Source organism: Sphingomonas phyllosphaerae (assembly GCF_029623345.1).
GTDB classification, from domain to species: domain Bacteria; phylum Pseudomonadota; class Alphaproteobacteria; order Sphingomonadales; family Sphingomonadaceae; genus Sphingomonas; species Sphingomonas phyllosphaerae_C.
The window spans coordinates 1-22,986 of sequence record NZ_JAPYKH010000026.1 but is presented as its reverse complement, the minus strand read 5'-3'; the positions used below and the strand labels follow the sequence as shown (position 1 = coordinate 22,986).

The 22,986-nt window shown below is 69.6% G+C and carries 23 protein-coding genes; 8 read left to right on the top strand and 15 right to left on the bottom strand.

The genetic code is table 11. The features are described from left to right. Positions 1 to 33 precede the first annotated feature (33 nt). The 7 genes from QBJ89_RS18095 to QBJ89_RS18065 all read right to left on the bottom strand — a co-directional run bounded on the left by QBJ89_RS18095 (position 34) and on the right by QBJ89_RS18065 (position 9,787). On the bottom strand, positions 34 to 639 hold the full coding sequence (locus QBJ89_RS18095; protein ID WP_277981868.1) for an ABC-type transport auxiliary lipoprotein family protein: 606 nt from the start codon (positions 637 to 639) through the stop codon (positions 34 to 36). Beyond that, positions 636 to 1,598, bottom strand: coding sequence for an MlaD family protein (locus QBJ89_RS18090; RefSeq protein ID WP_277981867.1), 963 nt, complete (start codon positions 1,596 to 1,598; stop codon positions 636 to 638). The genes QBJ89_RS18095 and QBJ89_RS18090 overlap by 4 nt, the downstream gene beginning before the upstream one ends. Beyond that, a complete protein-coding gene (locus QBJ89_RS18085) occupies positions 1,598 to 2,527 on the bottom strand; it encodes an ABC transporter ATP-binding protein (protein WP_277981866.1) in 930 nt (309 codons plus the stop codon). The genes QBJ89_RS18090 and QBJ89_RS18085 overlap by 1 nt, the downstream gene beginning before the upstream one ends. Further along, the gene (locus tag QBJ89_RS18080; protein ID WP_277981865.1) at positions 2,527 to 3,636 is read right to left on the bottom strand and encodes an ABC transporter permease; all 1,110 of its coding nucleotides are present in this window, start codon (positions 3,634 to 3,636) and stop codon (positions 2,527 to 2,529) included. The genes QBJ89_RS18085 and QBJ89_RS18080 overlap by 1 nt, the downstream gene beginning before the upstream one ends. Before the next feature lie 230 nt (positions 3,637 to 3,866). Then, positions 3,867 to 5,072 carry a DUF445 domain-containing protein gene (locus tag QBJ89_RS18075; RefSeq protein WP_431522554.1) on the bottom strand — a complete coding sequence of 402 codons (1,206 nt, stop codon included), beginning with the start codon at positions 5,070 to 5,072 and terminating at the stop codon, positions 3,867 to 3,869. Positions 5,073 to 5,391: 319 nt separating this feature from the next. Beyond that, positions 5,392 to 8,601 carry an efflux RND transporter permease subunit gene (locus QBJ89_RS18070; protein WP_277981863.1) on the bottom strand — a complete coding sequence of 1,070 codons (3,210 nt, stop codon included), beginning with the start codon at positions 8,599 to 8,601 and terminating at the stop codon, positions 5,392 to 5,394. A gap of 16 nt (positions 8,602 to 8,617) precedes the next feature. Continuing rightward, positions 8,618 to 9,787 carry an efflux RND transporter periplasmic adaptor subunit gene (locus QBJ89_RS18065; protein WP_277981862.1) on the bottom strand — a complete coding sequence of 390 codons (1,170 nt, stop codon included), beginning with the start codon at positions 9,785 to 9,787 and terminating at the stop codon, positions 8,618 to 8,620. A 220-nt stretch (positions 9,788 to 10,007) separates the two neighbouring features. On the opposite strand from QBJ89_RS18065, the gene QBJ89_RS18060 reads away from it, so the two are divergent. Beyond that, the gene (locus QBJ89_RS18060; RefSeq protein ID WP_277981861.1) at positions 10,008 to 10,685 is read left to right on the top strand and encodes an SIMPL domain-containing protein; all 678 of its coding nucleotides are present in this window, start codon (positions 10,008 to 10,010) and stop codon (positions 10,683 to 10,685) included. A gap of 163 nt (positions 10,686 to 10,848) precedes the next feature. Here the strand turns inward: QBJ89_RS18060 and QBJ89_RS18055 are convergent, their stop codons facing one another. From QBJ89_RS18055 to QBJ89_RS18045, 3 genes are all read right to left on the bottom strand, one after another. Then, the gene (locus tag QBJ89_RS18055; RefSeq protein ID WP_277981860.1) at positions 10,849 to 11,106 is read right to left on the bottom strand and encodes a GlsB/YeaQ/YmgE family stress response membrane protein; all 258 of its coding nucleotides are present in this window, start codon (positions 11,104 to 11,106) and stop codon (positions 10,849 to 10,851) included. Positions 11,107 to 11,215: 109 nt separating this feature from the next. After that, a complete protein-coding gene (locus QBJ89_RS18050; protein WP_183921615.1) occupies positions 11,216 to 11,515 on the bottom strand; it encodes a DUF1153 domain-containing protein in 300 nt (99 codons plus the stop codon). Positions 11,516 to 11,624: 109 nt separating this feature from the next. Next, positions 11,625 to 11,870, bottom strand: a complete 246-nt coding sequence (locus QBJ89_RS18045) for a hypothetical protein (protein ID WP_277981859.1) — start codon at positions 11,868 to 11,870, stop codon at positions 11,625 to 11,627. A 45-nt stretch (positions 11,871 to 11,915) separates the two neighbouring features. Here QBJ89_RS18045 and mnmA point away from each other — a divergent pair, with 45 nt between their 5' ends. Together mnmA and QBJ89_RS18035 are read left to right on the top strand one after the other, a co-directional pair. Then, positions 11,916 to 13,013 carry a tRNA 2-thiouridine(34) synthase MnmA gene (mnmA, locus tag QBJ89_RS18040; RefSeq protein ID WP_277981858.1) on the top strand — a complete coding sequence of 366 codons (1,098 nt, stop codon included), beginning with the start codon at positions 11,916 to 11,918 and terminating at the stop codon, positions 13,011 to 13,013. A gap of 366 nt (positions 13,014 to 13,379) precedes the next feature. After that, a complete protein-coding gene (locus QBJ89_RS18035) occupies positions 13,380 to 14,087 on the top strand; it encodes a FadR/GntR family transcriptional regulator (RefSeq protein WP_277981857.1) in 708 nt (235 codons plus the stop codon). Between the two features lie 154 nt (positions 14,088 to 14,241). Here QBJ89_RS18035 and QBJ89_RS18030 read toward each other — a convergent pair whose 3' ends face one another. Beyond that, complete coding sequence (locus tag QBJ89_RS18030) at positions 14,242 to 15,972, bottom strand: class I adenylate-forming enzyme family protein (protein WP_277981856.1); 1,731 nt, start codon at positions 15,970 to 15,972, stop codon at positions 14,242 to 14,244. Positions 15,973 to 16,037: 65 nt separating this feature from the next. Between QBJ89_RS18030 and lgt the strand changes: the two genes are divergently transcribed. Genes lgt through pgeF form a run of 4 tightly spaced genes read left to right on the top strand, consistent with a single transcriptional unit; the run spans position 16,038 to position 19,223 of the window. Next, positions 16,038 to 16,940 (top strand): prolipoprotein diacylglyceryl transferase, encoded by a 903-nt coding sequence (gene lgt / locus QBJ89_RS18025; RefSeq protein WP_277981855.1) that lies wholly within the window; start codon positions 16,038 to 16,040, stop codon positions 16,938 to 16,940. Further along, positions 16,937 to 17,956: a class I SAM-dependent methyltransferase gene (locus QBJ89_RS18020; RefSeq protein ID WP_431522553.1), complete on the top strand. Its 1,020-nt coding sequence runs from the start codon at positions 16,937 to 16,939 to the stop codon at positions 17,954 to 17,956. Before lgt ends, QBJ89_RS18020 begins: the two co-directional genes overlap by 4 nt. Next, complete coding sequence (locus QBJ89_RS18015) at positions 17,953 to 18,468, top strand: GNAT family N-acetyltransferase (RefSeq protein ID WP_277981854.1); 516 nt, start codon at positions 17,953 to 17,955, stop codon at positions 18,466 to 18,468. Before QBJ89_RS18020 ends, QBJ89_RS18015 begins: the two co-directional genes overlap by 4 nt. After that, complete coding sequence (gene pgeF / locus QBJ89_RS18010; RefSeq protein ID WP_277981853.1) at positions 18,465 to 19,223, top strand: peptidoglycan editing factor PgeF; 759 nt, start codon at positions 18,465 to 18,467, stop codon at positions 19,221 to 19,223. The genes QBJ89_RS18015 and pgeF overlap by 4 nt, the downstream gene beginning before the upstream one ends. A 185-nt stretch (positions 19,224 to 19,408) precedes the next feature. Here pgeF and hslU read toward each other — a convergent pair whose 3' ends face one another. After that, positions 19,409 to 20,710: an ATP-dependent protease ATPase subunit HslU gene (gene hslU / locus QBJ89_RS18005; protein ID WP_277981852.1), complete on the bottom strand. Its 1,302-nt coding sequence runs from the start codon at positions 20,708 to 20,710 to the stop codon at positions 19,409 to 19,411. Positions 20,711 to 20,776: 66 nt separating this feature from the next. Further along, on the bottom strand, positions 20,777 to 21,343 hold the full coding sequence (hslV, locus tag QBJ89_RS18000; RefSeq protein ID WP_223011923.1) for an ATP-dependent protease subunit HslV: 567 nt from the start codon (positions 21,341 to 21,343) through the stop codon (positions 20,777 to 20,779). Between the two features lie 125 nt (positions 21,344 to 21,468). Between hslV and QBJ89_RS17995 the strand changes: the two genes are divergently transcribed. Next, positions 21,469 to 21,657, top strand: a complete 189-nt coding sequence (locus QBJ89_RS17995) for a hypothetical protein (protein WP_223011922.1) — start codon at positions 21,469 to 21,471, stop codon at positions 21,655 to 21,657. Between the two features lie 186 nt (positions 21,658 to 21,843). Here the strand turns inward: QBJ89_RS17995 and QBJ89_RS17990 are convergent, their stop codons facing one another. Together QBJ89_RS17990 and QBJ89_RS17985 are read right to left on the bottom strand one after the other, a co-directional pair. Beyond that, the gene (locus QBJ89_RS17990; RefSeq protein WP_277981851.1) at positions 21,844 to 22,251 is read right to left on the bottom strand and encodes a holin family protein; all 408 of its coding nucleotides are present in this window, start codon (positions 22,249 to 22,251) and stop codon (positions 21,844 to 21,846) included. A 12-nt stretch (positions 22,252 to 22,263) separates the two neighbouring features. Beyond that, entirely contained in the window at positions 22,264 to 22,800 is a 537-nt protein-coding gene (locus QBJ89_RS17985; RefSeq protein WP_277981850.1) for a glycoside hydrolase family 108 protein, read from the bottom strand. Between the last annotated feature and the right edge of the window lie 186 nt (positions 22,801 to 22,986).

Below are 22,986 nucleotides of genomic sequence, written 5' to 3'. Positions count from 1 at the left end.
GCGCGCAAGCCGCCTCGCGCGCGGGCGCTCGGATCAGCGCTGCCCCGCCACCCAGTCGGCAACCTGCTGCGCGACTTGGTTGGCCGCTTGGCTCAGCGCGGCGCCGGCCGAAGGCGCGTCGAGCGCCGCCACCGGAACGCGCGCCTCGAAGCGCCGCTTCTCGACGTTCGTCGCGCCCGCCGGGGTCAGCGCGGCATCATACACCACCACTGCCTGGCGCTGCGTCGCGTCGAGACCGAACCAGCGCAGCTCGCCTGCCAAATTGGCGCTAGGATCGCTGAACGACTGCGCCGGCGACAGCACCACCATGTTGGCACGTGCCGTAACCGTATCGGCGAGCAGCCGCGCGAAGAGGCGCGCGGGCGGCTCCGCCCATTGCGCGTCCTTGACGTAGGCGATCGTCGTGTCCGTCTCCTGCACCGGCACGCGCGTCGTCGCGATCGCGGTCGGCACCACGGGCACCTGCACCACGATCGAGCGCGCGGTGGCGGAGTTCTGCGCCGCGCCCGGTTGCGGCTGCGACTGGGCCGCGATCGTCAGCAGCGAGGGCGGCGGCTCGGCGCCGAACCGCACGCAGCCCGCCAGCAGCACCGGCACCGCCGCCACGAGGAGAGTCTTGGCCACCGATCGCACGATCATTTCCCCTTGTAGTCCGGCAGCTTCTGTTGCCCGATCAGGGAGCCGGCGCCGCCCTGCTCGACTCGTTCGGAGATCGCCGACAGCGACGCGGTGGTGACGCGCAGGTCGCGCACCAGCTGGTTGATCTGCGGGATCGTCTGCTTGCTGAAGGTGGTCAGCCCCGGCCGCGCGTCACCGATCGCGCTGTTGAGCGTGTCCGCGCTGGCCTGCGCCGAGGTGATCGCCTTGTTCAGGTTCGCCATCGCAGGCTGCACGTCATTGGCGAGCACGCCGTTGGTGGTCTGCGCCAGCTCGCCGATCTGCTGCGCGGCATTGCCCGCCTGCGCGATCGCCACACGGGTCTGCGCCAGCGTGGCGGCGATCTCGGGCCCGCGATCGGCGAGTGCGTCGGTCAGCCGGTTGGTGTTGTCGAGGATGCCCGCGATCGAGGCCTGGTTGCGGTCGCTCAGCATGCCGGTCAGCCGCTCGGTCAGCGTCGAGAGGCGCTCGAGCAGCTGCGGCGCCGAGTTGAGGATCGCGCCGATGCCGCCGGTCTTGGTCGGGATCACCGGCTTGCCGAGCGGGCAGATGTTGCCCGCGTTGTTCTCCGGGCAGGCGATCGGCGGGGCACCCTTGACCGCGCCGTCGAGGCTCACCGTGCTGGTGCCGGTGAAGCTGCCCTGGATCGTCGCGGTGGTGCCGCGCAGGATCGGCGTGTCGCCGTTGACGCTGATGCGGACGCGGACGAACTGCGGGTCGGGCTGCCACAGCGAGATCGACTTCACCTGCCCCGATGGCACGCCCGAGAAGGTGACCGACGAGCCCTTGGCGAGCCCGTCAACCGCCTGACGGAAGAAGATGTCATATTCGCGCTCCTCGTTGCCGCCGATGCGCGCGATCCACACCGTGAAGATGGCGACCATCGCCAGCAGGATCAGCACGACGGCGCCGACGAGGACGTGGTTCGATCGCGTTTCCATCACTCTGCCCCTGCGGCCCCGCGGGCCCTGTTGTCGGCGAGGCCGCCCTGGCTGTGCTGCCCGGTGACTCGCTCGCTCACGTCGGTCGGGTGCGCGCGCGCGTCGGCGGCGGCGGCGTCGACCCGCTCCGCCGCCGCGCTCTGGGACGCGACCGCGGCGCGCCCGCGCGGCCCGTTGAAATATTCCTGGATCCAGGGGTGATCGAGTGCGAGCAGCTCGTCGATCGTGCCGACCGCGATCACCCTCCTGTCGGCGAGCACCGCGACGCGGTCGCAGATCGCGTACAAGGTGTCGAGGTCGTGCGTGATCAGGAAGACGGTCAGCCCCAGTGTCCGCTGCAGCGCACGGGTGAGCTCATCGAACGCCGCCGCGCCGATCGGATCGAGCCCGGCGGTGGGCTCGTCGAGGAACAGCAGCTCGGGATCGAGCGCGAGCGCGCGCGCGAGGCCGGCGCGCTTCTTCATCCCGCCCGACAGCTCGGCCGGATATTTCGGCCCGGCATCGGCCGGCAGGCCCGTCATCACCACCTTGTACGAGGCGATCTCGTCAAGCAGCGCGAGGTTCAGCTCGGGATAGAATTCGCGCAGCGGCACCTGCACGTTCTCGGCGACCGTCAGCGTCGAGAAGAGCGCGCCGCCCTGGAAGAGCACGCCCCAGCGCTTGCGGATCTCCACCGTCTCGTGCTCCGAGCGGCCGAGCGTCGGCTCGCCGAACACCTCGACCTCGCCGTGATCGGGTGATTGCAGCCCGATGATCGAGCGCATCAGCACCGACTTGCCCGTGCCCGAACCGCCGACCACCCCGAGGATCTCGCCGCGGCGCACCTCCAGATCGAGATTGTCGTGGATCACCGCGTCGCCGAAGCTGTTGCGCAGCCCCTGCACGCGGATGATCGGCTCGTCGCGCCGGTGGGTGTCACGCCGCGCCATCAGATCCAGCCGATCTGTTCGAAGAAGACCGCGAAGAAGGCGTCCACCACGATCACCATGAAGATCGCCTGCACCACCGCCGAGGTCGTCTTGAGGCCGACCTGCTCGGCATCCCCCTTCACCTGCATGCCCTGAAAACAGCCCGCGATCGCGATGATCGCGCCGAACACCGGCGCCTTGATTAGGCCGACGAAAAGGTCGGTGATCGGCACCACCTCACGGATCCGCGCGACGTACGCGACCGGCGGAATGTCGAGCGCGAACCAGCACAGCAGCCCGCCGCCGATGATTGCGATCACCGATGAGTAGAAGCCGAGCAGTGGCATCAGCACGATCGCGGCGAGCGTGCGCGGCAGCACCAGCGCCTCCATCGGCGAGACGCCAATCGTGCGCATCGCGTCGATCTCCTCGGTCAGCTGCATCGTGCCGAGCTGCGCCGCGAACGCCGAGCCCGAGCGGCCGGCGACCATGATCGCGGTCATCAGCACGCCGAGCTCGCGCAGCGTAATGCGGCCGACGAGGTTGATCGTGAACGCCTCGGCGCCGAACTGACGCAGCTGCACCGCGCCCTGTTGCGCGATGACGATACCGATCAGGAAGCTCATCACCCCGACGATGCCGAGGGCGGAGACGCCCACCACCTCAAAGCGCTGCACGGTGGCGTTGAAGCGGAAGCGGCTGGGATGGCGGATCACGCCGCCGAACGCCGCGATCGTCGCGCCCATGAAGCCGAGCAGACCGAGCGAGGTGCGCGCAGCGTTGCTGGTCGCCTCGCCGATTTCGCCGAGTACTCGGCGGAACGACGAGCCGGACTGCGGCCGCATCTGCACCGGCTGGTCCGCAGCCTCGACCTGCTCGAACAGGTGGCGCGCGTCCTCGTCCAGCCCCTTGATCTCGGCGTCGTGCTGGCGCGCGAAGCGATGGATCACCCACGCGCCGATCGTGTCGATGCGATCGACGTCGGAGAGGTCGACGGTGGCGACCGCTCCCTGCACGTTGCCGAGCCGATCGGGCAGGTTGCCGAGCCTTGCGAGCGAAAGGTCGCCGGTGAAGCGCAGCACGGGCGCCTGGCCGTCTCTTTCCTCGCTGAAATCAGCTGCCGCGGTCATCTGTTTTCCCATGCGGCAAAGCTCATCTCGCCACAAGCGCTCGGACACGCAGTTCGTTCCGCGCGCGTATCTCTCGGCGCTGATGCGGGTCGGCGCGCACGCGATCATGACCCTTTTTATCGTGCTTCGGCGGAGGCCGGGGCCCAGCTGGAACAGCGGAGACGATGTTCGGGCACGTCGCCCAACTGGGCCCCGGCCTCCGCCGAGGCACAGCACGGCGCTGATCGCCCTCACAACATGACGTCGACCGCGTGGATCAGCACCCCGACCAGCCCACCCACCAGCGTGCCGTTCACCCGGATGAACTGCAGGTCCTTGCCTACCGCATGCTCCAGCCGCGCGGTGATGGTGCGCGAATCCCAGCCGCGCACGGTCTCCGACACCAGCCGCACGATCGAGTCGCCATAGTCCGCCGCCGCCCCCACCGCGGCGCGGCGCACGAAGCGGTTGATCGTGCGCCCCAGCCGCGGCTCATCGCGCAGGGTCGCGCCGAGCTGGCGCAGCGCGTCGCCAAGGCCGCCGCGCAGGATCGCCTCGGGGTCGCGCGCGGCACGCAGCATCGCCGCGCGCGCCTGTTCCCACAGGCCGTTGATCCAGTCCTGCATCGCGGGGTTCTCGAGCAGCTCGAGCTTGAGCGTCTCGACGCGCGCGTGCGTCGCCGGATCGTGCTGGAGCCGCTCGGCAAGTTGCGCCAGCGCCTCCTCGGCTTTGAGCCGCAGCGGGTGTTCGCGGTTCTCCGCCATCTCCGCGACCATCTTGTCGAGCCCGTCGACGATCTTGTTCGCCAGCGTCTCGTCGAGCCCGGTCCAGCGCAGGATCGAGCCGGCACGGTCGTGCACCATCGCGCGGATCAAATGCTCGTTGCTGGCCAGCGCGTCGCGCGCCCAGAGGATCAGGCTATCGATCACCGCGAGGTGGCGTCCCTCTGCCAGCGCCGCGGCGAGCGCACGGCCCAGCATCGGCGCAAGCTGTGCCTCGCGCACGCGCGCCACCAGCATCGCACGGACCATGCCGCCGAGCCGCTCCTGATCGAGCGACTGGAGCACCTCGACCGACAGGCGCGACACGCCGCGCGTCAGTCGACTGCCCGCGCCCGGTGGATTTGCGAGCCAGCGCCCCGCCGCCCCGGCGACGTCGACCCGCCCCATGCGCCGCGCCACCACCGCGGGCACGAGGAAATATTCGCGCAGGAACTGGGCGAGCTGGTCGCCGATCCGGTCCTTGTTGCGCGGGATGATCGCGGTGTGCGGGATCGGCAGCCCGAGCGGGTGACGGAACAGCGCGGTCACCGCGAACCAGTCCGCCAGCCCGCCGACCATCGCCGCCTCGGCGAAGGCGCGGACGAAGCCCCAGGCGGCGTGGTTCGGCTCGAGCGCGCGCGAGAGGAGGAACACGCCCGCCATCAGCACCAGCAGTCCGGTCGCGACCAGCCGCATCCGCACCAGGGCGGGCGGCGGCACGGTGGATCGGGCGAGTGCTGGCATCAGCGGGACAATTCGCGACCGGGGCGAATGTTCAAGCGGTACGGGGCTTGGCCGGCTAAGACACGCTCACGCGCCGCGCCGGCGCTCGCGTTCACGCCACTCGCGCCGCAGCGCCGCGGGGGCGTCGTCGCGCTCGCTTCTCGCCTCTTCGTTCCCCGGCGAAGGCAGGGGCCCAGGTGGGAAGGCCGATGTGGGAGCCACCAGCGTCCCCCGACTGGGTCCGGCCTTTGCCGGGGGCACGGGAAGGCAAGAGCATCCAGCCTCTCGCCCCTCACTCCGCGGGGCTGGTACCGTCCTCGTGGAAGCCGATCCGGCCCGGCGGTGCCGGTATCGCGGGGTGTGGCGCATGCTCGATCAGCGTGCCCTCGTCGCCGGGGCGGTAGGTGAGCAAGCGGCGGCCCAGCCACGGCCCGACGCGGCGCTCCACCCCGATCGCCAGCGAGAAGGCCGCGGGCACGATCAGCAGCGTCAGCATGGTCGAGACGGTCAACCCGCCGATCACGACGATTCCCATCGGCGCGCGCCACGCGCCGTCGCCCGACAGCGACAGCGCGGTCGGCACCATCCCCGCCACCATCGCGACGGTGGTCATCACGATCGGCTGCGCGCGCTTGCGCCCGGCGTCCATGATCGCCGCATAGGGCGCCACACCCGCGGTCATCTCCTCCAGCGCGAAATCGATCAGCAGGATCGAGTTCTTGGCGACGATGCCGAGCAGCATCAGCAGCCCGATAAACACCGGCATCGACAAAGCGTCGCCCGAGATCAGCAGCGCGAGCAACCCGCCCAGCGGCGCCAGCAGCAGCGAGCCCATGTTGACCAGCGGCGGCAGCAGCCGGCGGTACAGCAGCACCAGCACAGAGAAGACGAGGAACACGCCCGACACCACCGCGGTGACGAAGTTCATCAGCATCTCGAGCTGCCACTTGGCCTGGCCGACGTTGAGCTCCTGCACCCCCACCGGCAGCGACTTCATCGCCGGCAGCTGCTTGATTTTTGGCAGAGCGACGCTGGTCGCCACGCCGGGCTGGAGATCGGCGCCGATGGTCAGCTGGCGCTGCTGGTTGATCCGCTGGATGCGGGTCGGGCCCGAGCCGAAGCCGATCTCGGCGACGAGGCTGAGTGGCACCGAGCCGCCGCTCTGCGTCTGCACCGGCAGGTTCTGGATCGTCGCCAGCCGCGAGCGCGAGCTCTGCTCGAGCGCGACACGGATCGGGATCTGGCGATCGCTCAGCGAGAAGCGCGCGCTGTTCTGGTCGATGTCGCCGATCGTGGCGATGCGGATCGCGTTGGACAAAGCCGCGGTGGTCACGCCCAGGTTCGCGGCGAGGTCGGAGCGCGGCTTGATGATGATCTCGGGCCGGTTGAGATCGCCCGCGATGCGCGGCGCGATCAGCCCCGGCATCTTCGCCATGTCCTGCACGACCCGGTCGGCGGCCTGGCGCAGTACGACGGGGTCGTCGCCGCCAAGCGTCACCGAGATGTCGCGGTTGTTGTCGCCGAAGCCGAACTGCGACTGGAAGTTGACTCGCGCGTCGGCGATCTTGGCGAGCTGCGGCGCCAGACCGCGCTCGAATTCGGTCGAGGTCTTGTCGCGCTTCTCGCGCAGCTGCGCGGTGACGCGGCCCGAACCCACCAACGTGCGAGTGTAGACGCTCTCCACCTCGGGCTGCTTGCGGATCAGCTCATAGACCTGGTCGACCACGCCCTGGGTGGTCTCCAACGTGCTGCCCGGCGGCATGGTAATCGTCACCGTGCTGCGCGGCTGGTCCGACGCGGGCTGGAACGACATCGGGATCTGCGTGAACAGGAAGAGCGTGAAGAGGAAAGCGCCCACGCCCATCATCACCACCCAGAAGCGATGATCGCGCCAATAGCCGAGCGCGCGATGCACGCCGCCCTTCGCGCGCGCCGCAGGCGCCCCGCCCTCGTCGAGCGTCCAGGCGAGCACGCGCCGGTAGAAGTTCATCACCGGCCCGCCGCCATGCTCGACATGCCCACCGGCGCGCAGGAAATAGGCTGCGATCATCGGCGTGATCAGCCGCGCGACGGCGAGGCTCATCAGTACCGCCACCACCACGGTGAGCCCAAAGTTCTTGAAGAATTGCCCGGAGATGCCCGGCATGAGGCCGACCGGCAGGAACACCCCGACGATCGCCATGGTCGTCGCCAGCACCGCCAGCCCGATCTCGTCGGCGGCGTCGATCGACGCCTGATAGGCGGTCTTGCCCATGCGCATGTGGCGGACGATGTTTTCGATCTCGACGATCGCGTCGTCGACCAGCACGCCCGCCACCAGGCTCAAAGCGAGCATGGTCATCTCATTGAGCGTGAAGTTCATCAACTCCATGAACCAGAAGGTGGGAATGGCCGAGAGCGGGATCGCCAGCGCCGAGATCACGGTGGCGCGCCAGTCGCGCAGGAACAGGAACACGACGACGACGGCGAGGATGGCGCCCTCCAGCATCGCATGGATCGCTGACTTATATTGCTCCAGCGGGTATTTCGAGCCATCGACGCGGAGCCGGAACTTGACCCGCGGGTTGCGCTTCTCGAGCTCCTCGAGCTTCTTCTTGCCCTCGCGGAAGACGGTGACGTCGGACGAGCCCTTGGCGCGCTTGAAGTCAAAGCTCAGCACCGGCTTGCCGTCGACTGCCGCGGCGGAGCGCTGCTCGGCGTAAAGGTCGCGCACGGTGGCGACGTCCGAGAGACGGATGGTGCGGCCGTCGCCGACGTTGATCTGCGTCTGGCCGAGGTCATAGGCGGTGCGCGCATTGCCGAGCACGCGGACCGACTGTTCGGCCCCCGCGATCTCGGCGCGGCCGCCCGGCGCATCAAGGTTCACCTGGCGCAGCTGGTTGTTGATCTGGCTCGCGGTGAGCCCCTGCGCCGCCAGCCGGGCGGGATCGAGGATCACGCGGATCTCGCGGCTGACGCCGCCGTTGCGCTCCACGCCGCCCATGCCTGGGACCGAGAGCAGCTCCTTGGTCACGGTATTGTCGATGTACCAGCTGAGCTGCTCGATCGTCATGTCGGTGGCGATCGCGCTGTAGCTGCCGAGATCATTGTCGTTGATCTTAACACGGCTGACCTGGGGCTCCAGGATCCCCTCCGGCAGGTTGCCGCGGATCTGCGTGACCGCGTCGCGCGCCTCGTTGACGGCGCGATCGACCGACTGGCCGATCGCCATCTGCACGATCGTCGTGGAATTGCCCTCGGACACGAACGACTGGATCTCGTCGACGCCCTCGAGCGTGCGCACCGCGGCCTCGATCCGCTGCGTCACCTGGGTCTCGAGCTCGCTCGGTGCGGCGCCCGGCTGGGTGATGGTGATCGACACCGCCGGGAAGTCGATGTCCGGCGAGTCGTTGATGTCCATGCGAATGAAGCTGACGATCCCGGCGACCGTCAGCATCACGAACAGGACGATCGCCGGTACCGGGTTGCGGATCGACCAGGCGGAGATGTTGCGAAAGCCCATGGATCTTGATCCCGCTCTACTGGCCCGCGACTCGCGCCCGCACCGGTTTGACCTTCTGGCCAGGGTTGAGGAACGCGCCCGCCGACTGCACCACGCGCTCGTCGCCCTTGAGCCCGCTGGCGATCGCAACCCGATCCTCGGTCACCGTGCCGAGCTTCACGTCGCGACGCTGCGCGCGATCCTCGGCGTCGATGATGTACACGTAATTGCCGCGGTCGTCGCTCAGCAAAGCGGATTGCGGCAGCGACGGCTCGCTCTCCGCGCCCGCGGTGATCGTCGCCGAGGCGAAGCCGCCCGGGCGCAGCGCCGGGTCATAGCTGAGCTGGATGCGCGCGATGCCCTGACGCGTCTGCGTGTCGATCACCGGCGCGATCTGCCATACCCGCCCGGCGAAGGAGCGCGTGTCGCCGACCGGCGTCACCTGCGCCGCGGAGCCGACACGGACGCCCTGCAGGTCGTTCTCGGCGAGCTGCGCGCGCATCTCCATCTCGCCGTCGCGCGCCATGCGGAACAGCGTGCCCGAGGCCGAGCTGACGATCTGCCCCGGCTCGACGCCGCGGGTCAGGATGAGACCTTTGGCGGGCGCGCGGATGTCGAGCCGGGCGTTGCGCGCGCGCTGCTCCGAATAGGTCGCGCCCGCCACCTTGAGCCGCGCCGCGGCGGCGTCGCGCGTGGCGATGCGGCGCTGCACGTCCGCCTTGGAGATGAAGCCGCGGTCGACCAGGCTCTGCGCGCGCTCCAGCTCAGCCTGCGCCAGCACCACATCGGAGCGCGCCACCGCGATCTGCGAGGCGAGCGACTCGGCGGTCTGCACCTGCACCGAGCGGTCGATCGTGGCGAGCACCTGCCCGGCCTGAACCCATTGGCCGGGCTCGACCAGAACGCGGCTGACCATGCCGCCCTCGCCCGCGACGCCGACCGGCATCTCGCGTTTGGCGGCGAGCGAGCCGGTCGCGCTGACCTGACGCGCCACCGCCGCCGCGCCCGGCACCAGCACGGTGACGGTGGGCGCCTGGTCGGCCGGCGCGGCGTGCGGCACGTCCTTGTGGCGTGTGAGGAAATAGCCGGCGAGCGCGGCGACGAGCAGCGCGATGCCGGCGATCAGGATCCAGCGACGCCGACGCCGCGGCGTGCCGTCCTCGATCATCAGCTGCTCGCCCTGCAGAGTACCAGCCTCGTACGTCATCCATCCCCCTCCGGCCGGCGTGTATTACCCGCATACATCACCGCGTACAAGTCCGGCGCTGCCCGAGCGCGACATTTTGTGCAAGCGACAACGTAGGTTATCGCGTTCAGCTTGCGTTTCATCGCGGTCTAACACAGCGCAAGTTGTTGAACTGTGGGAGGCTGGGAAGATGAATCGGGCATTGGTTGGCTTGGCGTTGTCGCTCGCTACGCCACCCGTCATGGCGAGCGCGCAGGCGCCGCTGCCGATGGCGACGGTGGTGCCCGAGGGCACGATCCTTGACGTCACCGCAGTCGGCAAGGTCTCGCGCGTGCCCGATCTCGCCACCGTGCGCGCGGGCGTGGTGACGCAGGACGCGGTCGCCGCGACCGCGATGCAACAGAACGCCGACCGCATGGCCGCGGTGGTGGCCGCGCTGAAGAAGGCCGGGATTGCGCCGCGCGACATCGCCACCAATCGCGTCGCGCTCTCGCCGCAATATCGCTACGCCGAGAACCAGCCGCCCGCGATCACTGGCTATCAGGCGAGCAACGCGGTGACGGTGCGTTTCCGCGACGTCGCCAAGGCGGGGCCGGTACTCGACGCTTTGGTGCGCGCCGGCGCCAACCAGATCGACGGGCCGACGTTGTCGCTCGCCGACGCGGCGGGTGCGCTCGACGAGGCGCGCGCGGATGCGGTGGCGCGCGCGCGGGCGCGGGCGACGCTCTATGCCAAGGCGGCCGGGCTGACGGTGGCGCGGATCGTATCGATCGGCGAGGCCGGCGAAAGCGATGGTGAGCCGCCGCGCCCGTTCACGCAAATGCGTATGGCGGCGGGGCCCGCGGCCGCCGACAGCGCGGTGCTGCCGGGCGAGAGTGAGCTGAGCGCGACGCTCAACGTGCGCTTTCTGCTGAAGTGAGAGGGCGGGGCAAGGTTTCAAGCCGATAGCAGGTCGGCAAGATCCTCCCCGCTCGCCGGGAGGATTGTTCCCAAACGAGAGAGGCGGCCGCCCCGCGAAGGGCGACCGCCTCGATCAGCTCAGCGCGCGCCGCAGGTGCGACGCCGGCTCAGCGCTCAGGCGCTCAGCGCACCCGGCCGCGACGGACCAGGTTGACGATCGCGAGCAGCACGACCGCGCCGACCAGCGAGACCAGGAACGAGTAGATCGTGAGCGGGGCGTTGTTGATCGAGCCGCCGGTGAACAGCAGGCCACCGAGGAACGCACCCACCACGCCGACGATGATGTTCAGGAAGATGCCCTGCTGCGCATCGGTGCGCATGATGATGCTGGCGAGCCAGCCGATGACACCGCCGATGACGAGCCAGATGATGATACCCATGATGTTACTCCCCTGCGATACGCCCACACGGTGACGGGCTCTGCCGGGGAATACTCACGAGGCCGGCGCATTGTTCCGGCCCCGTAATTCTGAAAATGGGACGTCGGCGTTAGAAGTTCTGCTGTCGCTCGTAAAGCGTCTTATAGTGCTGAATCCGCGTCACGCGCAGCCCCGGCATGCCCGATCGATCGATCGCACGCTGCCAGCCGGCGAATTCCTCCACCGTCAGGCCATAGCGCTGGCACACCTCGTCGACGGACAGCAGGCCGCCGTTGACGGCGGCGACCACCTCCGCCTTGCGCCGCACCACCCAGCGGGTGGTGTCCGCCGGCGGCAGCGAATCAAGCGTGAGCGGCTCGCCGAGCGGGCCGATCACCTTGGCCGGACGGATTTTCTGGTTCTCGATCATTCCTTACCTCGGTTCCGGGGGTTTTCCCCCTCGCTACGTTGGACCCTTGTTGTGTCTCTTCCGTAACGGACGCTGGTTGAACACGCTCTAAAGTGGACCGGTAAACGCGTTATTCACGCCTGCTCCAGTCACTCAAAACGGCGGCGGCGGTGGCGTTGAACGTGCCGCTCGCGCCGCGCTCGCCCGGCGCCGTGTCGAGCGCACGCGCGACCTGGGCGGTACGCGACGCGAGCTGGCGCTGGCGCAGCGCGGTGAGCAGCGGAGGGTCGTTATGGGTCGGTTCGAGTGACATGCTGGCTGCTGTAGCGCCGATGGTCTGAAGGTCGCGTAAAGTGCGCCGCAACGCTTCGTTCATTTCGGTTTACGCGGCGGGCCCGGAGGGAGTATCCGCTGGCGCATCATGGACAGCGTGGATTTCCAGCTCGCGCCCGGCGCGCGGCGCATCGTCGTGGCGATGTCGGGCGGGGTCGACAGCTCGGTCGTCGCCGCGCTCGCCGCGCGCAGCGGTGCAGAGGTGATCGGCGTCACGCTCCAGCTCTACGATCATGGCGAGGCGACGAAACGCGCGGGCGCCTGTTGCGCCGGGCGCGACATCCGCGACGCGCGTGCGGTCGCTGATCGGCTCGGCATCGCGCACTACGTCTTCGATCATGAGAGCAGCTTCCGCACCGGTGTGATCGACCAGTTCGCCGACGATTATCTTGCCGGGCGCACGCCGATCCCGTGCGTCCAGTGCAACATGGGTCCCAAATTCACCGATCTGCTAGCGCTCGCGCGCGATCTCGGTGCCGACTGCCTCGCCACCGGCCATTATGTCCGCCGCGTCATCGGCGCGGGCGGCGCGGAGCTGCACCGCGCCGCCGATCCGGCGCGCGACCAAAGCTATTTCCTGTTCGCGACGACACAGGCGCAGCTCGATTATCTGCGCTTCCCGCTCGGCGCGCTGCCCAAGCCGCGCGTCCGCGCGATCGCGACCGACATGGGGCTGCTCGTCGCTGACAAGCCCGACAGCCAGGACATCTGCTTCGTCCCCGACGGCGACTATGCCGGACTCGTCAAGAAGCTGCGCCCCGCGGCGGCGACGGCCGGCGACATCGTCGACCTCGCCGGGCGCAAGCTGGGCGAGCATCGCGGGTTGGTCCATTACACCGTCGGCCAGCGCCGCGGGCTCGAAATCGGCGGCAGCGTCGAGCCGCTCTACGTCGTGCGGCTCGAGCCGGCGGCGCAGCGCGTCGTGGTCGGCCCGCGCGCGGCGCTCGCGGTCGCGGCGGCGCGGCTCGAGCGGATGAACGTGCTCGGGCCGTTGCAGGGTGCGCTCACCGCCAAGGTGCGCTCGATGGCCAAGCCGGTGCCGGCGCGGCTCGACCGCGACCGGTTGGTGTTCGACTCGCCCGAATATGGCGTGGCGCCGGGCCAGGCGGCGGTGCTGTACGACGGCGATCGCGTGCTGGGTGGCGGTTGGATCGCCGCGACCGAGGCCGCGCTCGTGGCGGCGTGATGCGTCACCTCTAACCCAGCACTCGCCATGATGCCGGACCTTTTCACGGGATCCATCTTGCCGCGCGCCCGCCAGCCTTAGCGGAACAAGAGAGCGCCAAACGGGATCAATGCGACCTTCCTGTGCTCCTGCGAAGGCACGAGCACGGGTTAGCCACATCATAATGCGTGTCTCGTGCGGGCCTGCGTCCCGGCCTCCGCCGGAACACGGATACGCGACACGCAATTGGAGCAATGTCGCAACGATCTCCGGAACAGGTGCGGGGCGACGGAGTGGATGAAGGCCCGGTCCCCCGAAATTGTTAGACAATTAGCTTGCTGCATGTTCGCGACGGCCTAGACTGTCGTTCCGGGAGGGAGACGAGCAGTGGCGAACGGAGAGCGTCGAGGACCCGCGCATGTCACGCTCGCGCGCACGCTCGGGGTCGCCATCGTCACGGGCGAGTTTCCCAGCGGAACAGTGTTGCCGGGCGAGCTCGAGCTGGCCGGCCAGTTCGGCGTGTCGCGCAGCGTCATCCGTGAGTCTCTGCGCATGCTGAGTGCCAAGGGACTGGTCGAGAGCCGCCCCAAGGCCGGCACGCGCGTGCGCGAGCGCGCGCAGTGGAATCTGCTCGACCCCGAGCTGCTCGCCTGGATGTTCGAGGGCGCGCCCTCACTCGGCTTCGTGCGCAGCCTGTTCCAGCTGCGTATGATCGTCGAGCCCGCCGCCGCCGAGCTCGCCGCGGTGCAGCGCAGCGCGGCGCAACTGTCGCGCATGGGTCATGCCGTGGAGGTGATGGCGCAGCAGGGCCTGCGCACGCAGGATGGGCAGACCGCCGACCAGCGCTTCCACGCCGCGATCTTGGAGGCGACGGGCAACGAGCTGCTGGTGAGCCTGTCGAGCAGCATCGCCGCGGCGGTACGCTGGACCACCTTCTTCAAATATCGCGTGCCGCTCCAGTACCGCGACCCGATCCCGCTCCACCGCGAACTGTTCGAGGCGATCGCCAACGGCGACGCCAGTGCGGCACGCGGCACGACCGAGCGGCTGATCGCGCAGGCGGGGCTAGATACAGAGCGCGCGCTGGTGGCGTGACGATGTCCTAAAATCCTCCCCGGCCCGGGGAGGTGGCAGCGCGAAGCGCTGACGGAGCGGGCTGTCCGCGGACGCAACGCTCCTGGAGAACCCCCTCCACCACCCGGCTGCGCCGGGCGGTCCCCGTCCCCGCCTCGCGGGGAGGAGCTTCCTGTCACGCCGCCGCGGCGGCCTCCGTCTCGGCGACCGCGCGATAGCGGCGGCGCAGCGTGATCTTGTCGATCTTCTCGGTCCCGAGCCGTGGCAGCGGTGCGTCCTCGATCCACAGCCGCGCGGGCACCTTGAAGGCGGCGACATGCTGCGCGAGAAAGGCGAGCAGGTCCTCGCCCGTCACGCCGCCCGGCTCGCTCAGATGCACCACCGCGCCCGGCACCTCGCCGTAACGCGCGTCCGCCAGCCCGAACACCGCTGCCTCGGCCACCAGCGGATGCGCGTACAGCGCCGCTTCGACCTCCTGGCAGCTGATGTTCTCGCCGCCGCGAATGATGATGTCCTTCTTGCGGTCGACGATGAAGAGATAGCCGTCCGCGTCGAGATAGCCGAGGTCGCCGGTGCGGAAGAAGCCGTCGGCGGTGAAGGCCGCCGCGGTATCGTCGGGCCGGCCCCAATATTCCTGGAAATTGGCGGCCGAGCGAATGCCGATCTCGCCGGTCGCACCCGGCGCCAGCGCGGTGCCGTCGTCGCCCAGGATCGCCAGCTCGACCAGCGGCGCCGAGGCGCGCCCGGCGCTGTCGGGCTTGGCGATATAGTTGCTGCGCCAGTTACCGGTGCCGATCGCGTTGGTCTCGGTGAGACCGTAGCCGATCAGCGGCGCGCCGGTCAGCTCGGCGTCGAGCCGGCGGACATGCTCGACCGGGCGCGGCGCGCCACCCGCGGCGAAGTCGGTGACGGTCGACAGATCGTAGCGCGCCCGCTCGGGATGGTTGACCATCTCGTAGCTCATCAGCGGCACGCCGACGAAATAGGTCACCTTCTCGCGTTCGATCAGCCGCATCGCCTCCTCGGCGTCCCATTTGCGCATGAGCACCAGCTTGCGCCCCATCGCGAAGCTCTGGAGCAACGTCGGCACCATCGCCGTGACATGGAACAGCGGCAGGTTGAGCAGGGTCGCGGGTTGCAGCCCCGTCAAAGCCCCGTCCTGCGCCGCGATCCCCATCATCATCAGCGCCGAGGCAAGAAAATTGAACGTGCCCTGCAGCACCTGACGATGGGTCGACAGCGCCCCCTTCGACCGACCGGTCGAACCCGAGGTGAACAGGATCGTGGCATGATCGTCCCCGTTCAGCGCGGGCAGCATCGCGCCGGCACCATTGCCGAGATCGTCCTCCGCATGCGCCAGCACTTCGGCGAGCGCGGTCTCGATCGGCTGGAGATCGTCGAAGATCTCGACCCGCACCGCCGCGCCGCCCGGGATCGCGGCGAGCCGGCGCGCGCGCGGCGCGTCGGCGAAGACCAGCGCGACCTCGACCTCGTCGAGCGCGGCGGCCATCTCCTCGGCCTGCCACCAGCCGTTGAGCAGCGTCGCCACGCCGCCCGCCATGATGATCGCCATGTACAGCACGATCCACGACGGCGAGTTGCGCGCCGCGATCGCCACCCGGTCGCCGCGGCGCACGCCATAGCCCGCGACCAGCGCGCGCGCGGCGCGACTCGCAAGATCGTGGACGGTGCAGAAGCTCAGCCGCTCGTCACCCGCAACCAGGAACTCGACGTCGCGGTGCTGCTGGCAGAAATGCGCGAAATAGGCGGGCAGAGTCGGCGGCGCGGCCGCGATGAACGGCAGCGTCCAGCCGAAACGCTCGACCTGTCCGAGCGGTAGCTGGCCACCGTCGCCGGTCAGCGCCGCCATCACCGCGTCCATCCGCCGGTCGAGCTCGGAAGCCATCACTCTCTCCGCTTGGGTTTGTGCTTTCCTCCCCTTATGCAGGCGCCATTGAGAAGGGGAAAGCCTTGTTCCTGTCCGCCCTCGCCGCCGCTGCTCCGGGTGCCGGCGCCGCCACCGGCCACGTCCGTTTCGCCGATCTCGGGCTGCACCCCGACGTCTTCTCGATCGGCGTCTTCACGCTGCGCTGGTATAGTCTGGCTTATATCGCGGGCATCGTCGTCGGCTGGTGGTATCTGCTGAAATTGCTGGCCCAGCCCGGCGCGCCGATGGCGCGGCGCCACGCCGACGATCTCGTCTTCTACGCCACGCTCGGGATCATCCTCGGCGGGCGGATCGGCTATGTCCTGTTCTACGCGCCGGAAATGCTGACGCGGCCGCTGTCGATCCTGCGGCTGTGGGACGGCGGCATGTCGTTCCACGGCGGCGTGATCGGCACCTCGCTCGGGCTCATCTGGTTCGCCCGGAAGAACGGGCTCAACTGGCTGCGCGTCCACGACTATGTCGCCTGCGCGGTGCCCTTCGGCCTGTTCTTCGGGCGGCTCGCCAACTTCGTCAACGGCGAGCTGTGGGGCAAGCCCGCCAGCGTGCCCTGGGCGATCGTGTTCGAGCGCACCGTCCCCTACGGCGTACCCGAGCCGGCGCGGCACCCGAGCCAGCTCTACGAGGCGGGACTCGAGGGGATCGCCTTGTTCCTGCTGCTCTGGTTCTTCTTCTGGCGCACCGACGCGCGCTACCAGCCGGGCAAGTTGGTCGGTCTGTTCCTCGCCGGCTACGGCGTGGCGCGCTTCACCGTCGAGTTCTTCCGCGAGCCCGACGCGCAGCTGCGCGCCTTCGCCGAGCAGACCGGGCTGCACATGGGCCAGTGGCTGTGCGTGCCGATGATCCTGGCGGGACTAGCGCTGATCGTCACCGCGCCGCGCCGTCGCCAGCGCGTCGAGCCCACGGTCGGGCTGGACAGCGTGGCGTGAGCAGCGCGCTGCTCGCCGAGCGGCTGGCGCGCGCGATCACGCTGGGCGGGCCGATCCCGGTCAGCCAGTTCATGGCCGCCGCCAACGCGCATTATTACGCGACGCGCGACCCGCTTGGCGCGGCGGGCGACTTCACCACCGCGCCCGAGATCAGCCAGATGTTCGGCGAGCTGATCGGCGCCTGGGCGGCCGACCTGTGGGACCGCGCCGGGCGCCCCGCGGTCGCCTGGGTCGAGCTTGGGCCGGGACGCGGCACGCTCAGCGCCGACGCGCTGCGGGTGATGGCGCGCGCGGGGCTGACGCCGCAGGTCCATCTGGTCGAGACCAGCGAGACCTTGCGCAGGGCCCAGGCCGAGCGGCTGCCCGGCGCAACCTGGCACGATTCGCTCAACACCTTGCCCGAGGACGTCCCGCTCCTCGTCGTGGCGAACGAGTTCTTCGACGCGCTGCCGATCCGCCAGCTGGTCCGCCGCGGCGACGCGTGGCACGAGCGGCTGGTGGCGTGCCAGGACACGTTGTTCGTGCCGGTCGCGGGCGCCGCCGTACCCGACACGATCGTGCCGCCCAGCTTGCGCGACGCTGCGCCGGGCGCGGTGATCGAGACCTCGCCCGCCAGCGTCGCGGTGATGGCCGATCTCGCCGCGCGGATCGTCGCGCAGGGCGGCGCGGCGCTGGTGATCGACTATGGCTATGAAGGGCCGGCGATCGGCGACACGCTTCAGGCGGTGCGCGCGCACGCCTTCGCCAACCCGTTCGAGGCGCCGGGCGAGCAGGACCTCACCGCGCACGTCGACGTGGCGACGCTGGGGCTGGTCGCCACCGCCTCGGGCGCGCGGCTCGCCGGGCCGGTCGAGCAGGGCGCGTTCCTGCGCGCGCTCGGGATCGACCAGCGCGCCGCGGCGCTCGGCGAACGGGTAACACAGGATCGCGACCGATTGGTCGAACAGATGGGGGAGTTGTTCAAGGTGATTGCCGTGACTCACGACCAATGGCCGCGCCCGGCGGGCCTCGCATGATGCCGCGCCCGACGCTCCGTCCCGCCACCGTGAAGGACGCGGCCAGCCTCGCCGGCGTGGCGCGCGCCACCTTCACCGAGACGTTCGGCACGCTCTACTCGGCCGCCGACCTCGCCACCTTCCTCGAGCAGCACACGCCCGAGGACTGGGCGCGCGAGGTCGCCGATCCGGCCTATGCGGTGCAGATCGTCGAGATGGGTCATGTCGCGGTGGGTTACATCAAGCTCGGCCCGCCCAAGCTGCCCTTCACCCCGCCCGAGGGCGCGATAGAGCTGCGGCAATTCTACCTGCTCCAGCCGTGGCAGGGCTCGGGGCTCGGGCCCGAGATGATGGAATGGGCGCTGGCCGAGGCGCGCGCGCGCGGCCACCAGGCGATCTACCTCTCGGTGTTCACCGACAATCACCGCGCGCGGCGCTTCTACGCCAAATATGGCTTCGAGGACGTCGGCCCCTACCATTTCATGGTCGGCGACCACGCCGACGAGGACATCGTCATGCGCTTGGCGCTGTGATCGCGCCCCAGCCCTTCCGCGCCCGACTGCTCGGCGCGGTGCCGCACGGCTTCCTCGGCCGTGTGAGCGGCGTCTCGGAAGGGCTGTACGCCGGGCTCAACTGCGGGATCGGCTCGGACGACGATCCCGCCGCCGTCGCCGCCAACCGTGAGGCGGCGCTGGCGGCGGTGGCGCCGGGCGCATGTCTGCTGACGCCTTACCAGGTCCACTCGGCCGACTGCGTCACGGTCGACGCCCCCTTCGCCGAGCGGCCCCGCGCCGACGCGCTCGCCACCGCGACGCCGGGGCTGGCCCTGGGGGTGGTCACCGCCGACTGCGCCCCGGTGCTGCTCGCTGACCCGGTCGCGGGCGTGGTCGGCGCGGCGCACGCGGGGTGGAAGGGGGCGCTCGCGGGGGTGACCGACTCCACCGTCGCGGCGATGGTGGCGCTGGGCGCGTCGCGCGAGCGGATCGTCGCGTCGGTCGGGCCGTGCATCGCGCGCGCCAGCTACGAGGTGGACGCGGGCTTCTGCACGCGCTTCCTCGACGACGATGCGGCCAACGAGCGCTTCTTCGCCGACGGCCGCGCCGGGCACGCGCGCTTCGACCTCGAAGGCTATGTCGCGCATCGGCTCGCCGCGGCGGGGGTGGTGCGGGTCGAGACACTCGGGCTCGACACCTATGCCGACGGGCGCCGCTTCTTCAGCTATCGCCGCGCGACGCATCGCGGCGAGCCGGGCTACGGCCGCCAGATCGCGATCATCGCGGCCGGTTAGGCGCTGGCGCGACCGCTCGCTCTCTCGCGAGACAATCCCCAGCCACCACTCCGGCGGACGCCGGGGTCCAGATGGGGGACGTCAATGATTTTCATTCCGGCCTTCCCAACTGGACCCCGGCGTTCGCCGGGGTAATACTCCGGGAGGGCACCCTCCACGCGCGCCGCGCCCCGCCTCACTCCGCCTCACAGCACGAAGCGACTGAGGTCCGAGTTGCGCGCCACGCTCGCCAGCTGCTGGTCGACATAGGCCGCATCCACCACCAGCGCCTCGCCGGCGCGGTCCTCGGCGTCGAAGCTCACCTCCTCGAGCAATTTCTCCATCACGGTCTGGAGCCGGCGCGCGCCGATGTTCTCGATCTCGCCGTTCACCTCGGCCGCGATCCGCGCCACCGCGCGGATGCCGTCCTCGGTGAAGCTGACGTCGACCCCCTCGGTCGCGATCAGCGCGCGATACTGCGCTGGCAGCGACGCCTTGGTGTCCGACAGGATCGCGACGAAATCGTCCTCGCTCAGACCCTTGAGCTCGACGCGGATCGGCAGACGACCTTGCAGCTCGGGCAGCAGGTCGCTCGGCTTGGCGACATGGAAGGCGCCCGACGCGATGAAGAGAATATGGTCGGTCTTCATCGGCCCGTATTTGGTCGAGACGGTGGTGCCCTCGATCAGCGGCAGCAGGTCGCGCTGCACGCCCTCGCGGCTGACCGAGCCGCCGCGCACGTCGCTCACCGCGATCTTGTCGATCTCGTCGAGGAAGACGATGCCGTTGGCCTCGGCATCGGCGAGCGCGACGCGGCTGACCTCGTCCTGGTCGAGGCGCTTGTCCGCCTCCTCCTCGACCAATTTCTCCCACGCCGCCGGCACCAGCAGCTTGCGCCGCTGCTTCGGCCCGCCGCCGAACGCCTTGCCCATCATCTCGGACAGGTTGATCATGCCGACCGACCCCTGCCCGCCGGGCAGCTCGAACGGCATCGCCGGCGCCTGCTGGAGCTCCAGCTCGATCTCGGTCTCGGACAGATGGCCGTCGCGGAAGCGCTGCTTGAAGCTCTCGCGCGTCGCCTGGCTCGAGTCCTTGCCCACCAGCGCGTCGAGCAGCCGGTCCATCGCCGCGGCCTCGGCCTTGTCCTTCACCGCCAGGCGACGGCGCTCCTTCTCGAGTCGCACCGCCTCCTCGACCAGGTCGCGCGCGATCTGCTCGACGTCGCGGCCGACATAGCCGACCTCGGTGAACTTGGTCGCCTCCACCTTGACGAACGGCGCGTCGGCCAGCTTGGCGAGGCGGCGGCTGATCTCGGTCTTGCCGCAGCCGGTCGGCCCGATCATCAGGATGTTCTTGGGCGTCACCTCGTCGCGCAGGTCGGGCGCCAGCTTCTGCCGCCGCCAGCGGTTGCGCAGCGCCACCGCGACCGCGCGCTTGGCCTCCTTCTGGCCGATGATGTGCGCGTCGAGCGCGGCGACGATCGCCTTCGGAGTGAGATTATCATTCATGCGGAATCAAAGCCTTCGCCGGCGAATGTTGAGTAAGTTGAGTCGCTGCGCGGTATCGCGCGCGGCTCAGTTGGCGCTGTCGAGCGTCTCGATCGTCAGCCGGTCATTGGTGTAGACGCATACCTCCGCGGCGATCGCCATCGCGCGACGGCAGATCGTCTCGGCGTCCTGCTCATAGTCGACCAAAGCGCGCGCCGCGGCGAGCGCGTAATTGCCGCCAGAACCGATCGCGGCGATCCCCGCCTCGGGTTCGAGCACGTCGCCGTTGCCGGTGAGGATCAGCGTCACCTCCTTGTCGGCGACGATCATCATCGCCTCCAGGTTGCGGAGGTATTTGTCGGTGCGCCAGTCCTTCGCCAGCTCGACCGCGGCGCGCATCAGATGACCGCCGTGGCGCTCCAGCTTCGACTCGAGCCGTTCGAACAAGGTGAAGGCGTCGGCGGTCGCGCCCGCGAAGCCGCCGATCACCTTGCCGTCGCCCAAGGTTCGCACCTTGCGCGCGTTGGGCTTCATCACGGTCTGGCCCATCGAGACCTGGCCGTCGCCGATCACGACGACCTTGCCGCCGCGTCGAACCGATAGGATGGTGGTGCCGTGCCAGACCGGCGCGGCGTGTGGATCGTTCCCGCTCATGCCGCGCGATATGGGGACCGTGGCGGGGTCTCGGCAAGTGTGCCCGGAAAGGACGAAATCGGTGACTCACGCTGTGGCAGGACGACGCGAACCGCGGCATAGCGGGCGCCGGAGAGTGAGTAGCGATGATCACCGACAGGGACCGGCTGTATTTCCAGAGCCGCGCCGAGGCCGAACTCAAGCTGGCCGCCGAGGCACAGAGCCAAGCGGTCTGCCAGGCGCACTACCAGATGGCGACCCATTATCTCGAGGCGGCGCACGGCGCGCACATGCGCCTGCCCCCCGATCCGCAGCGCATGGCGCGACACGGGTGAAGTCGAGCTTATCCTCCCCGCTTGGCGGGTAGGGGGACTGCCGCGAAGCGGTGGTGGAGGGGGATCTCCACGCAGCTCAACGCCTGAGGAAGCCCCCCTCCACCAGCCTGAAGCTGGTCCCCCTCCCCGCCATGCGGGGAGGATCTAGCGGATCCACTCCTCGCTTTGCGGGAAGGAGCTACTCCGTCACCGCCCCTTCGCCTTGCCCCACTCTCGCGCCACGGTGTAGCCGAGATAACCCGTGGCGAAGAGCGTGTAGAGCGGCTCGGGCAAGCCCGCGAGATAGGCGTTCATGCCGCGCGCGATGGCGCTCGCCATGTCGGGCCGGGTCGCCGCGATTAGCCCCATGGGGATGCTCCACAACAGCAGTGCGTACATGACGTAGAGGAAGCTCGGGCGTGCCCGGCTGGTCCAGGGGTCGGCCGACTGCGCCTCGGTGACCACCGCGGCGAGCTGCGCCTTGACCTGCTCCAGCTCCTGCGTGCCCTCGAGCCGCAGCAGCTCCAGCTTGGCAGCCTCGCGCGCGCGCGGGTCGGGGATCAGTTTGTCGAGCAGGCCGGCGACCGGCGCGACGAGTCCGTCGAGAAGTGCCATGTGCGCCTCCCCTCAGCCGACGCGCTGGGCGAGCCAGCCGTACAGGAACGCCTCGTCGGCGGGGCGCTTCTCGGCGAGCGAGAGGTAGCGCTCGCCCTGGAGCGAGTCGATCGCCTTGACCAGCACCGCCTGCGCCGCCGTGCCGCGGGTGGCGAGGAAGCGGTCGAGCGCGGCGAGCGTCGCCGGGCCGACGCGACCGTCGAGCGGCACGTCGGGATAGTCGCTCGCGCCGCGGTTGAGCGCGTTGAGCGCACGCTGGAGGAAGGTCACCGCGGTCGCCGGCCCCATGTTGACGCCGGTGTCAAACAGCTCGGCGGCGAGCTTGGGCGCGCGCGTCGCGACGCGGTCGAGGCCGGGCTGCTGCCAATACGCGCGACGGTAGATCGCCATCGCGGCGGGGCGCGCGAACTGGCGCATGTCGCCGACATAGCCGTTGGCGCGTGCGACCGCCTCGGTGATGCCGTAGCGGGTCGCGCCGCCGCGGTCGGCGGGGTGGCGGACATAGCCGCCCTCGCGGTCGATCACCGCGTCGATGAGCTCGTCGATCATGCGTCCTCCTGGTAGGGTGGAGGCGGGAACATAGCGGGAACGATGGCGTGTAGGACAGCCTCAATCCTCCCCGCTCGGGGGGAGGGGGACCAGTCGCGGAGCGAATGGTGGCTGGGGCCGGCCGCGCAATATCCGCTCGTGGACCCCCCCCCTTCACCATGCCGCTGCGCGGCGCAGTCTCCCTCC